At 54.9% G+C, this 12,409-nt stretch carries 13 protein-coding genes; 3 read left to right on the plus strand and 10 right to left on the minus strand.

Annotated elements, in window-relative coordinates; genetic code table 11:
- The first annotated feature begins 112 nt into the window (after nucleotides 1-112).
- The gene (locus BEN30_RS09180; protein WP_170827008.1) at nucleotides 113-2,044 is read left to right on the plus strand and encodes a diguanylate cyclase; all 1,932 of its coding nucleotides are present in this window, start codon (nucleotides 113-115) and stop codon (nucleotides 2,042-2,044) included.
- A gap of 7 nt (nucleotides 2,045-2,051) precedes the next feature.
- Here BEN30_RS09180 and BEN30_RS09185 read toward each other — a convergent pair whose 3' ends face one another.
- From BEN30_RS09185 to hyi, 4 genes are read right to left on the minus strand one after another with little or no spacing between them, the layout of a single operon-like run.
- On the minus strand, nucleotides 2,052-2,357 hold the full coding sequence (locus BEN30_RS09185; RefSeq protein ID WP_069958049.1) for a hypothetical protein: 306 nt from the start codon (nucleotides 2,355-2,357) through the stop codon (nucleotides 2,052-2,054).
- Entirely contained in the window at nucleotides 2,354-3,643 is a 1,290-nt protein-coding gene (locus tag BEN30_RS09190) for a glycerate kinase type-2 family protein (RefSeq protein WP_069958050.1), read from the minus strand. Before BEN30_RS09190 ends, BEN30_RS09185 begins: the two co-directional genes overlap by 4 nt.
- A 29-nt stretch (nucleotides 3,644-3,672) precedes the next feature.
- Nucleotides 3,673-4,560: a 2-hydroxy-3-oxopropionate reductase gene (locus tag BEN30_RS09195; RefSeq protein ID WP_069958051.1), complete on the minus strand. Its 888-nt coding sequence runs from the start codon at nucleotides 4,558-4,560 to the stop codon at nucleotides 3,673-3,675.
- Nucleotides 4,561-4,583: 23 nt separating this feature from the next.
- Complete coding sequence (hyi, locus tag BEN30_RS09200; protein ID WP_069958052.1) at nucleotides 4,584-5,366, minus strand: hydroxypyruvate isomerase; 783 nt, start codon at nucleotides 5,364-5,366, stop codon at nucleotides 4,584-4,586.
- A 303-nt stretch (nucleotides 5,367-5,669) separates the two neighbouring features.
- Between hyi and BEN30_RS09205 the strand changes: the two genes are divergently transcribed.
- Complete coding sequence (locus BEN30_RS09205; protein WP_069958053.1) at nucleotides 5,670-6,095, plus strand: GlcG/HbpS family heme-binding protein; 426 nt, start codon at nucleotides 5,670-5,672, stop codon at nucleotides 6,093-6,095.
- Between the two features lie 34 nt (nucleotides 6,096-6,129).
- Here the strand turns inward: BEN30_RS09205 and BEN30_RS09210 are convergent, their stop codons facing one another.
- The gene (locus tag BEN30_RS09210; protein ID WP_084005313.1) at nucleotides 6,130-6,981 is read right to left on the minus strand and encodes an IclR family transcriptional regulator; all 852 of its coding nucleotides are present in this window, start codon (nucleotides 6,979-6,981) and stop codon (nucleotides 6,130-6,132) included.
- A gap of 152 nt (nucleotides 6,982-7,133) precedes the next feature.
- Between BEN30_RS09210 and BEN30_RS09215 the strand changes: the two genes are divergently transcribed.
- Nucleotides 7,134-8,042 (plus strand): NAD(P)-dependent oxidoreductase, encoded by a 909-nt coding sequence (locus BEN30_RS09215; protein ID WP_245649028.1) that lies wholly within the window; start codon nucleotides 7,134-7,136, stop codon nucleotides 8,040-8,042.
- Here the strand turns inward: BEN30_RS09215 and BEN30_RS09220 are convergent.
- From BEN30_RS09220 to BEN30_RS09240, 5 genes are all read right to left on the minus strand, one after another.
- Nucleotides 8,011-8,214 (minus strand): hypothetical protein, encoded by a 204-nt coding sequence (locus BEN30_RS09220; protein WP_069958054.1) that lies wholly within the window; start codon nucleotides 8,212-8,214, stop codon nucleotides 8,011-8,013. The genes BEN30_RS09215 and BEN30_RS09220 overlap by 32 nt on opposite strands.
- 61 nt (nucleotides 8,215-8,275) lie before the next feature.
- Nucleotides 8,276-9,619: an amidase gene (locus BEN30_RS09225; protein ID WP_069958055.1), complete on the minus strand. Its 1,344-nt coding sequence runs from the start codon at nucleotides 9,617-9,619 to the stop codon at nucleotides 8,276-8,278.
- A 24-nt stretch (nucleotides 9,620-9,643) separates the two neighbouring features.
- On the minus strand, nucleotides 9,644-10,993 hold the full coding sequence (locus tag BEN30_RS09230; RefSeq protein WP_069958056.1) for a TRAP transporter large permease: 1,350 nt from the start codon (nucleotides 10,991-10,993) through the stop codon (nucleotides 9,644-9,646).
- A complete protein-coding gene (locus BEN30_RS09235; RefSeq protein WP_069958057.1) occupies nucleotides 10,990-11,583 on the minus strand; it encodes a TRAP transporter small permease subunit in 594 nt (197 codons plus the stop codon). The genes BEN30_RS09230 and BEN30_RS09235 overlap by 4 nt, the downstream gene beginning before the upstream one ends.
- Before the next feature lie 94 nt (nucleotides 11,584-11,677).
- Nucleotides 11,678-12,409 (minus strand): TRAP transporter substrate-binding protein (locus tag BEN30_RS09240; protein WP_069958058.1); only part of this gene is annotated, 732 nt, incomplete at its 5' end.

Genomic DNA, 12,409 nt, shown 5'->3' on the forward strand with positions numbered 1-12,409 from the left:
CGAAAGGGGCTAAATAGATATGAAGCATTTCCACAAATCATATTATTATATTACACTATCGTGAGTGTTAGAGGTTTGTTGGAAAGGGGGTCACATGGATTTTTGCGGGCGCATGACTGCGACACCTATTTTCCTAACCCTGCTGCTTGCAACCGCTGGCGCAAATGCCGCCGATAAAGTGAGCCTTGAACTGAAGTGGTTCTCTCAGTTTCAGTTCGCCGGTTACTACACCGCTTTGGAGAAAGGCTATTACGCCGACGAGGGTCTGGACGTTCAAATCCATGAACGCGATCCCAAGAAATTTCCCATTGATTTGGTGCTGGGCGGCAAAGCTGATTTCGGCATTTCCGATGCCAGCCTGATTCTGCATCGCATGCACGGTCGACCCGTCGTGGTTCTGGCCGCCATCTTTCAGCATTCGCCCTTGGTGCTTCTGACCCGAGCAGAAGATGTCTTGCTTGGTCCCCATGAACTCAAGGGCAAAAAGGTCATGCGCCAGAAGGGCATAGACGATGCTTCCATTGCCGCCATGTTCGATCATGAAGGCATGGTAACTAAGGACGTGATCGACGTGCCCCACTCATTCGACGACATGGCTTTGCTGAAAGGTCAGACGGACGCCCAGTCCGCTTATATAACCAATCAGCCTTTTTTGTATGAGCAAGCGGGCTTCCCCATCCACATCATCAATCCCACCAACTACGGCATCGATTTTTACGGTGACATGCTGTTCACCAGCGAAAGGATCATGCGCAACAAGCCCAATTTGGCACTGCGTTTCCGCCGTGCGTCCATTAAGGGCTGGAAATACGCCCTGGACAACCCCGAAGAGGTCATCGGTTGGTTGTTGGAAAAATATGGATCGAAGAAGAGCCTGGATCATCTGCGCTTCGAAGCGGTGGAAACCGCCCGTATGATTCAGCCCAATTTGGTGGAGATTGGGCACCTCAACTCTGGGCGCTTTCAGCGCATCGCGAACATCTACCGCACCCAAAACATGGTCCCGCAAAACTCTGACTCCGAAGGCGTCGATTACCGGGATTATTTACAAGCTGATGGGAGAATGTCTCAATGGATTCTGTGGATTGGCGGAGCTGCCGCAGCCTTCGGCATCTTGACGCTTATCCTGCTTACCCTAAACCGGCGCTTGGGAACACTGGTCGAAGAACGATCCCGTGACCTCAAGGCGGCGCGGGACAGCCTCCAGAGTTATGTCGATATTGTGGATAAACACATCATCACGTCGAGCACCGACACCCAAGGGCGCATCACCTACGCTTCGGAAGCTTTCGCCAAAATCTCCAAATATGGAAAAGGCGAACTGATGGGACGCGCTCACAATATCGTCCGCCACACAGACATGCCCAAGGAAATATACAGAGACATGTGGAAAACCATCAGCGCCGGAAAGGGTTGGCACGGCGAGATCAAAAACCGCGCCAAGGATGGCAGTGCCTATTGGGTGGATGTGAATATCGAACCGGATTTCTTGGCCGACGGATCCATCTCCGGCTACACCGCCATCCGCTATGACATCACCGACAAAAAGCACATTGAGGAACTGTCGGTGACCGACCGACTGACCGGTCTTTATAACCGTCTGAAATTAGACGAGACCTTCACACAGGAAATGGAACGTTCAACCCGCTATGACCATCCCCTGTCCGTGGTCTTGCTCGACATCGATCACTTCAAATCCGTCAACGATACTTTCGGCCATCAAACGGGGGACGCCGTTCTGGTCAAAATAACGGAGCTGTTGACGGAAAACATTCGCATAATCGACGTGGCTGGTCGTTGGGGCGGAGAGGAATTCTTGATCATTTGCCCAGAAACCACCCTCGAACACGCGGTAGATCTGGCCAACAAAATCCGCATCGTCATCGGCGATCACGTTTTCCCCGTTGTGGGCAAGAAGACCGCCAGCTTCGGGGTGGCCAGCCTGGCATCCGGCGAAAGTGAGGGCAACCTGATCGCCCGCGCCGACGAAGCCCTCTATCGAGCAAAAAAAGGTGACCGTAACCGGGTGGAAGCGGCGAGCTGATCTCGATTTATTGTGTCTGCACGGTGCTCTTTTGCTTGGCTTCACGTTCCTCAATCAGGGTTTGTGTATCGCCCCAAACCCCGATCAGCGCATCGTTTAGACGCTGCCCATGTTCATCGCGGGCCATAAACGCGATGACAATCCACGCCAGTGCCGTCACCGTGATGGCCCATTTGAAAGCGGTCTTGGTGCCCGGCTGGGCCATAAACGTGCGCAACCGCTGACGGTTCTTAGAATAAGTTTCCATCATCCACACAATGATAATGAACGGAACGCGCAGATAATTTTTCACCACCTCAGAAGCACGGCTCATGGGCGCGCTCCCGTTCTGCATTCAATGACGATGGCACGAAAGTCGTTGACGTTTGTCAGCGTCGGTCCGCTCATCACCAAATCGTTTAAGGCGGAAAAAAAACTAAAGGCATCATTGTTCGCCAAAAAAGCTTTGGCATCCAAGCCCATCTCTGCAGCGCGTGCCAACGTGTCCGGATGGATAACGGCCCCGGAGTTGTCTTCGGACCCGTCGATGCCATCGGTGTCGCACGCAATGGCGTGAACCCCATCGAGCCCGTCCAAGTGGATCGCCAAGGCCAAAAGAAATTCCGTATTGCGCCCGCCACGCCCGCCAGTTCCGCGCACAGTCACCGTGGTTTCACCGCCCGACAAAATCACCGCCGGGGCTTTCAGGGGCTGGCCGTGGTCCACCACTTGATAGGCAATCGCGCTGTGCACGACGGCGACGTCGCGTGCCTCCCCTTCGATGCGGTCGCTTAAAATCATTGGTGTATAGCCAGCGTCGCGCGCCACTTGAGCGGCGGACTGCAAAGACATTTGCGGGGTCGCAATCAAGGTGTTTTCGACCAAGGCAAACCGCGCATCGCCGGGTTTGGGTGTTTCATCCGCTTTTGCACTCAGCACTTGAGCCACGGCGGGTGGCATGGTCATGGCATATTTTTCAAAAACCGCAATGGCGTCCGCATAGGTGGACGGGTCCGCCACCGTCGCCCCGGAGGCGATGGACGAGAGATCATCGCCCGGCACATCGGAAATGATCAACGACACCACCTTGGCCGGATAACACGCCATGGCCAAGCGTCCGCCCTTAATAGCGGACAGGTGTTTGCGCACACAGTTGATTTCCGTGATGGTCGCCCCACAACGCAGCAACTGATTGGTCACGTCTTGCTTGTCGTGCAAGGTGAGACCGTTGGTCGGCAAAGACATCAACGCCGACCCCCCGCCCGAGATCAGACACAGAACCAAATCATCGGCGCTAAGGTCCGAGACCAAATCGAGGATGCGCCTTGAGGCCTCAACCCCGGCCTGATCGGGCATCGGATGACTGGCTTCGACCACCTCAATAAACTGAGTCGGCACGGCGTGACCGTAACGGGTGACGACCAAACCTTCCAAGGGGCCATCCCAGTGCTCCTCCACCGCACGCGCCATGGCTGCGGCGGCTTTTCCCGCACCGATCACCACCGTGCGCCCCTTGGGCCGGGGCGGAAGATGTGCGCCAATACAGCGCTCTGGCAAGGCCGCCTCGGTGGCGGCCGCAAACAGATTGCGCAGCAATTGATCGGGATCAATGTTGGTCATGGTTACACACTCATTTGGAGTTCTGGACCCTAAGCAATTTCATGGTCCGCCAGCCGTTCCAACGCTTTGACCATCGCGGAATGATCCCACCCAGAACCTCCGGCAGCGTTACACGCATTAAACAGTTCTTGCGCCATGGCGGTGTTGGGTAAGGATACACCAATCTCACGGGCAGACTGCAACGCCAAATTCAAATCCTTTTGATGCAGTTCGATGCGAAAGCCTGGATCAAAGGTGCGTTTGATCATGCGTTCACCATGCACTTCCAAAATTTTGGACGATGCAAACCCACCCATCAGCGCTTCGCGCACGCGGGCCGGATCGGCACCTGCCTTTGAGGCAAACACCAAAGCTTCTGCCACCGCCTCGATGTTCAGCGCGACAATGATCTGATTGGCGACTTTGCAGGTCTGCCCAACACCATTGGCGGTGCCCACCAAGGTGATGTTTTTTCCCATCAGTCCAAACAAGGGCTTGGCCTTGTCGAAAGCGTCTTGGGGACCGCCAACCATGATGGTCAACGTCGCATTTTGAGCCCCCACCTGACCGCCCGATACCGGAGCATCCAGATATTGACAGTCGTGTTCATTGATTTTGACGGCAAACACTTTGGTTGCCGTGGGGGAAATCGAACTCATATCGATGACCAACTTACCCGCCGACAAACCGGACGCAACACCGTCAGCGCCAAACAGAACCGCTTCGACGTCGGGGGTGTCTGGGACCATCAAGATGATGATGTCGGCTTTTTGGGCAACCTCTTGGGCAGAAGCGCACTCCACCGCACCGCCGTTAAGGATATCGGCAGGTGTCGGTTTGGAGCGTTTGAGCACAAAGAGGTCGTGACCGCCCGCTTGCAAATGCCCCGCCATGGGATGACCCATGATGCCCAGTCCGATAAAACCGATTTTCGCCATAACTTAGGTCTCCTTTATGCGTGTTAACCGTTCAAATAGGCCTGTGCCCAGCCCAACCCGTCTTGCGTTGATGTCGCGGGAACGTATTCGCACCCAACCCACCCGTCATATCCAAGTGCATCCAGCGCGCCCAGCAGTGTCGGATAGTCGATCTCCCCGGTGCCCGGTTCGTGACGTCCTGGGCTATCGGAAATTTGCACGTGCGCAATAGCGGCCAAATGACGTTTGATCGTTTCGGCCACATCGCCTTCCATGATGTGCATGTGGTAAACATCGTACTGCAACGCAATGTTATCCGACCCGGTTGCGGCAATAATGTCGAAGGCTTGGCGCGTGCCTGTGAGAAAATAACCCGGCACGTCGTGATTGTTGATCGGTTCAATCAGCAAACGGATGCCTTCGGCTTTGAAGCTGTCAGCAGCAAAAACCAGATTGTCCATATAGACGTTGCGCGCTTCATCAAACGCCAGACCTTCCGGTACGATCCCAGCCATCACATGGACCTGTGGGCATGCCAAGGCCGCTGCATAACGCAGGCCCTGAACAACACTGGCCTTAAATTCGGTACGGCGATCTGGAAGGCACGCGATGCCGCGATCCCCGGCTTGCCAGTTCCCGGCGGGCAAGTTGATCAACACCTGCGCCAAGCCGCTGCTGCGCAGACGCGTACTCAACACACCCTCGTCAAAATCATAGGGAAACTGACACTCAACGCCCCGAAACCCCGCTTGGGCGGCCAAGGCAAAACGGTCCGCAAAATCCGCTTCTGTAAACATCAGGCTGATATTGGCCGCAAGCTTTGGCACAGAGGTCTCCCGTTGAGAAAATACAATTCACATCTGTGGCAAACACACTCTGTCCGCCACATGCCTCACATGGTGACACCCCACACGCGGTTACGGCTAGCTTTAAACGGTCGGAATGACAATCATTTCCGCAATTTGGGAAACGCCACTATTTAGCATTAATATCAATATATTGAATGTCCATTATAGGGTGAGTTACAGCGTTGATCAGCACATATTGGTTTGAGGTCCAAGGCCCTCGAGCGTATAGAGGATCAAGAGATTTCACCTGCGGCTAACCAAGTCGCACAGCGGGAGAACACTGTGCTCACCATCGAACGCCTGTCCTATCAAGATGCTCAAATTCTCATCCAAGGCGCAGAAGCCAAGGCGCGTGAGATCAACGTGCCCATGTGCATTGCCGTGGTGGATGAATCGGGTTTTCTGATTGCCTTTCAACGCATGGACGGCGGCAAACCGCTGTCGACCACCTTGGCCCAGGACAAAGCCCATACGGCGGCGATTTCGCGCAAAAGCACCCAGGCCTACAATCAAAATTGCGTGCCGGGCAATTTGACGTTTGGCATTCACACCTCTGCTGGAGGGCGTTTTTCCATCGTCGGCGGCGGCATTCCGGTCATGGCCAACGGCGCATTGGTCGGCGCGATTGGTCTGTCCGGCGGCGCGCCTGAGCAAGACATCGCCTGTGGCGAAGCTGGCATCCAGGCCTTTACAGATAGCCAAGCCTAACGACACCCAAGCCTCACGTCATTGGGACGCAGCGTTAGCGGCAAAAACTGGTGCTGACATTTTTCGGTTTTTTACCCCCCATGGCCGCCGTGATATCCTCTGCCGCTTCCTTCACCATGGCCCCCAAAATGGGGAACCGGGAATCGCTGACGCGCGCCAACGGACCCGACAGGGACACCGCTGCAATCGGTTCTCCGAACTCATCAAAAATGGGCGAAGCCACGCACCTTAGCCCCACGCAATGCTCTTCGTCGTCATAGGCAAATCCGATTTCTCGAACCTGTTCAATTTCTTTGCACAGCGCTTTCTGGTCGATCACCGTGTTGTCGGTGGCACGCTCAAACTCACGCATTTGAATGAATTTTTTGGCTTTTTCGCCCGGCATCGCCGCCAACAGGGCTTTGCCAACCGCAGAGCTGTGAATGGGCACACGTGATCCCGGCTTGGCTTGCATGCGCATCATTTGATGGCATTCGACTTGGGCCAGATAGATGCATTCGCCCTGGTCTGCGACAGCCAAGTTGGTGGTCTCACCACTTTTTTCCATCAAGGCCACCATGAACGGCATGGAGGTCGAGATGATATCGCGCGACTGGACAAACGCATTGCCGATGATGAACGCCTGAACACCCATTTTCCACAACGACTGCTCGGGGTCGTAGCGGACGTAGCGCTCGTGCTGCAAGGTCGTCAAAAGACGATGAGCCGTCGACATCGGCAGACTGGTACTCTGGGCGATTTCGGTCATGGTCATCCCATGGGCTTTATCGGCAATCACGTTGAGGATCGACAGGGCTCGGCACAAGGATTGAACCTGCCCCCCACCGTGTTCGCCTATTTTCACGATGTTCTTCACGCGGGCCTTGCGTCTTACATCTTTCGCCATTTCACATTCCCACCTTTATGTACGATTTGCAGCACATTGTATTCCCGACCCTTTTGATGAGTTCCACATTGTAAAAGTTCAACTCAAGCAATCCTCAAATCGGTAAAAAAGAGATATGATTCCAAAATCTTTTCAGAACAAACTGGAGTCTCATGATGACGTCGCTCCCGCCTCTCGCCCTTCACAATTGGACCATCGGTTTTATTGGCCTGGGGTTAATGGGAAAACCCATGGCCCGCAATCTGCACAAGGCCGGAGCAAACCTGATCATTCACAACCGCTCCCAGAACGTGATCACCGAATTGAAAACTGAGGGCATGCACCCTGCCACAAGTCCGGCTGGCATCGCCAAAGCGGCCAACACCATCATTTTGATGCTGCCCGACACCCAGACGGTTGATCTGGCCCTGAACGGCGACAACGGCGTTCTCAAAGACTTTAAACCGGGAACCTTGGTCATCGACATGGGCACCACCGAAGCCACCGCCACCCGCGCTTTTGCCACGCACATCGAAACCGCGGGCGGGATTTACGTCGATGCTCCGGTTTCCGGCGGCACCATCGGCGCTGTAAACGGCACCCTTTCGATCATGGCGGGCGGCACACCGGAGGCCATCGAAAAGGCCCGCCCCGTTCTGTCTTGCCTGGGGCAAAGCATCGTTCACGTCGGCTCTGTGGGTACCGGACAGATCGCCAAGGCGGCCAACCAGGTGATTGTCGGCCTGACCATCAGTGCGGTGGGCGAAGCCCTGAAGCTTGCGGAGCGCGCGGGGGCTGATCCCAGCCGGGTGCGCGAGGCGCTGAAGGGCGGGTTTGCGGATTCCCGCATTCTTGAAGTCCACGGCCAACGTATGGTGAGCGGCGATTTCACCCCCGGTGGAAAATGCACCACCCAACGCAAGGATTTGTTTCAAGCCCAAAAACTGGCAAATGAACATGGCCTTTTTCTGCCCACCACGGCCCAGGTCATGGACCAATACGACCGTGTGATCGAGGCTGGATTTGGCGATCTCGACCATGCCGCGCTCATCAAGGTTCTTGATTTGGTTGAGGGGTCTTAGCCGCCGCTTTCTGACGTTCATCCCGAATGGACTCATAATAGTCGTACAGGGCCATTGATCCGATAATGACGACAATGGCGACAAATGGCGCAGCACCGATGGACTCTGCCAAGCCCCCGATAAAGGCCAAAAACATCGCCATGCCGAGCAGGCCGGTGATCGCATTGATCATCTTTGGGTCCTCTCCATCTTTATGAAACTCAATCTGAGCCTATCTTTTTTGGACATCTCGTTTAAGCCCCTTCCGCCATGCCTTGAATATACTTTTCAAGCCACGCCGCATTGCGAAACAGTCGGGCGTCGTCGTGACGACGGCTCACCAATTGCACACCCAGCGGCAACCCCGCCTCGCCCACCAACAACGGTAAACTCAGCGCGGGCATGCCCGTAAATGTCCACAGCGTCGCGCATGCGGGATTGCCGGTCGCGGTCAACCCCACGGGAGCTTCACCCGTTGCGGCGGGGGTGATAATGGCATCGTACTTGGTCAACACTTCATCAAACCCGTCCGCGAACATCGTCATGCGGTCTTGGGCCAAGGTGTAGTCCACGGCACGAACGTCACGTCCGCGCGCGATGGTCGCTTTCAAAGTATCGCTCATCTTGTCGCCCGCACGGTCTGACAGTTGACCAAGATTGCGCGCGATATCGGCTTCCATGACGCGACGGTGCCAGTCGAACACTTCGTCGTAGACGTCATCAATGTCGACCTCTTCAACATGTTCGCCCAGAACCTCCACCAGCTCACCGAACGCTTCACAGGTAGACGCATCGCACTGGCCCCAAGCCGGTCCTTTAACGAAGGCCAATCTGGGCGGCATCGGCGGCGCTTCATGGCATTTGGCGGCGAGGCTTGGGTGCGGGCGTAAACAGGTGTCTTTGTCACGGGCATCAAAACCAACCATCGCTTCAGCCATCAGCGCCGCGTCTTCGAGGGTCCGTGCGAACACCCCCACTTGATCCAAATTGCTGGACGTGGTGAGCACTCGATGGCGTGAAATCAGGCCGATCGTGGGCTTGTACCCAACCACGCCACAATAAGATGCCGGACGAATGACCGAACCGTTGGTTTGTGTGCCCAACGCCAAGGGGGTCATATAGGCGGCGACGGCGGCAGCAGATCCGCTGCTCGACCCACCGGGGGTCCGCTCTGGATCGTGTGGATTGGTGGTCGGACCGGGCGACATTCCGGCCAATTCGGCGGTGACGGTTTTGCCCAGAACGACAACTCCCGCTTCGCGCAACCGCGCCACGGCCGCCGCATCTTCAATCGTTCTGCGCCCCGCATATAGAGGACTGCCGCATTCCGTCGGAAAGTCTTGTGTGTCGAAAATGTCCTTTACGCCAACCGGCACGCCATGCAGCGGACCGACTGAGGCGCCGGAGCGACGCAACGTGTCCGACTGGCGCGCTTGTTCCAAGACATAATCTTCATCCAAGTGCGCCCACGCTTTAACGGTCGCATCGTGGTCACGAATGCGGGTGAGACAATCCTGGACAAGCTCAACCGAAGACGCCTGCCCCGCTAAAATGAGACGGGCCGCTTCTGCTGCACTGAGTTGATTCAGATTGCTCATCTTTATAGCGCCATCTTCACAACGTTAACCCGGACCGAACAGATAGACGGGTAACCACAAGGCGATAGCAGGGAAGTTGTACAGCAACACCATCGAGAAAATGACGATCCCCAGATACGGCATGATACCTCTGAAAATGTCCATCAGCTCCACATCGGCAGGCGCAACGCCCTTCAGGTAATAAGCGGCCATCGCCATCGGTGGGGTCAAAAAGGACGTCTGCAAATTCAAAGCAACCAGCATGCCGAAGAACAAGGGATCAACGCCAAAGGTGGTCAGCATGGGCAAGAAAATCGGCACAAAAATAATGATGATCTCGGTCCATTCCAACGGCCAGCCCAGCAAGAAAATGGTGGTTTGCGCCAAGATCAAAAAGCCTATCGTGCCAATATCAAGCGCCAGGAACCAATCCTTGATGATGTCATGACCGCCCAGATACGAAAACACAGATGCAAACGTCCATGAACCGACGAACAACCAACACACCATCGCCGAGGTCTTGGCGGTCAGAAACACCGCTTCCTTTAAACGTTCCCAAGACAACGACCGATACAACGCGGCCAACAGCAGACCACCGGCAGCGCCAACACCCGCCGCTTCGGCTGGGGTCGCAAGACCCAAAAGAATAGCTCCCAAAACCGCCGTGATCAGCATGGCCAGGGGGAAAAACGACACCAGCAATTCGTTTATGACTTCACGGATGGGCACCACATCTCTTTCCGGCTTGGGCGCCAATGAGGGATTAAAATAAGCGCGCGTCACGACGTAAACGATATAAAAACCAGCCAACATGAAGCCGGGCAGCAGGGCCCCCGCATACAGGCGCAATGGGGAAATCTCAGCGATTGCGGCATACACGATCAACATGATCGAAGGCGGAATGAGAATGCCCAAACACCCACCCGCGCAAATGACCCCCGCAGCAAAGCTTTTATCGTAACGCGCTTCGAGCATCGCCGGAAAAGCCAACATACCCATCAACGTCACCACGGCCCCGACGATGCCCGTGGCAGTCGCAAACACCGCGCAGGTTAGCAATGCCGCAACAGCCATGGAGCCGGGCAAATTGCGCGCCGCCAATTGAAAGCTGAAAAACAGCCTGTTCATAATATTGGCGCGCTCAACCACGTAGCCCATAAAGAGAAAGAGCGGTACCGCGACAAGAACGTCGTTGGACATCACCGAAAACGTGTTTTGCACAAACAAGTCAAATATTCGGTTGTCGAACAGAGACTGCATACGCATCGGATCGTAATAGGCGTAATAACCGAAACCAAGCCCCATCGCGACCAAGGTAAAAGCAATCGGAAATCCCAGCAGCACAACAAAAATGAACAGGCCGAGCATCAAAAGGGCGATTTGTGGGTCTGTCATAAGTGTTTCTCAGACTTTAGATGTTGAAGATCTTCGCGTTCATGAATCAGCATGGTTTCTGTTTCCTGCACATCTTTCAACCGCGCAGGCCATTGACCAGTGCGAATGCATTGGATGCAGCGCACCGATTCAGCAATCCCCTGCAACAGCACCAACGTGCCTGCGATGGGAATGAGCGTCTTAAAGAAATAAATCTGAATACGCGTCGGACTTGACCAACTGACTTCCTTATAGAACCAAGAGTCAGCTGCGAAGCCATAACCGTAGTACATCAGCGCCAGCGCACCCGGTGACAGAAAGAGGATGTAGAGTGTCAGGTCAATGCTCGCTTGCGTTCTCTTGGGCATCAAGCGATAGATCACGTCACCGCGCACATGTGCGTCTTGAGACAGCGCATACGCGCCGGACATCAGAAACAATGCCCCATACATCTGCACGCTCATATCGAACGCCCACGTTGTCGGAGAATTCAAGACGTAGCGGACAAAAACTTCGTAACACGTCGCGAATGTCAGCACCAAGATGCACCAAGAAAAGGCGCGACCTGTCCAGGCGCTCAGACTATCGATAAAGTGCAGGATATGGGTCATGCCTACAGCCTCAGAAAATTATAGTCTTTGAAGCCGATGGGGCGACGCACCAGAGCGCCGCCCCCTTCGGTGGACGGTTAAGTCCGGCCCACACTTAGAGTGCGCCGAAATAGTGCTCGTAAGCACCCCGATAATCCGGTGCATTCTGCAATGCATAAGCACCATAACGCTTGGCCCAGGCCTTTTGCGATTCAATGACCTTGGCGAAGAACGGATCCTTTTTGCTAATCCGGTCAACCACGATGTCCCAAGCCTTAAGCTGAGCATTCATGACGCTGTCAGGGGTACGGTGAACCCGCACGCCGAACTCCGTCTTCAAGCGCAACAAGTCTGCGGAATAACGTTCCATCGCCTTCCAGGCCATATCTGCAGATGCGGCTTCGGAAGCGTATTCGAGGATCGACTTCTGTTCCGCTGACATATTGTCAAACAGAGTCTTGTTAAAGATGATCTCGAAGCTTTCCTGGGACTGGTGATAGCTGGCCAAATAGTAGTCCTTAGACACATCTTGCATGCCAAAGTCCATATCCGACGTCGGATTGTTGAATTCAGCCGCATCCAGCAGACCGCTTTTCATTGCCGGCTGGATTTCACCGCCGGGCAACTGCAGAACGGACATACCCATTTCTTGAAGAACGTCGGCAGCCAAGCCAACGGTACGGTACTTCAAGCCCTTAATGTCATCGGCGGTTTTGATTTCCTTGTTGAACCAACCGAACGGCTGTGCCGGCATCGGACCAGACAAGAAGCCGACCAAATTCAGTTTCAAGTTATCATGCATCAGTTCATCATACAGCGCACGTCCACCGCCGTACTGAACCCAACC

Source organism: Magnetovibrio blakemorei (assembly GCF_001746755.1).
Classification (GTDB): domain Bacteria; phylum Pseudomonadota; class Alphaproteobacteria; order Rhodospirillales; family Magnetovibrionaceae; genus Magnetovibrio; species Magnetovibrio blakemorei.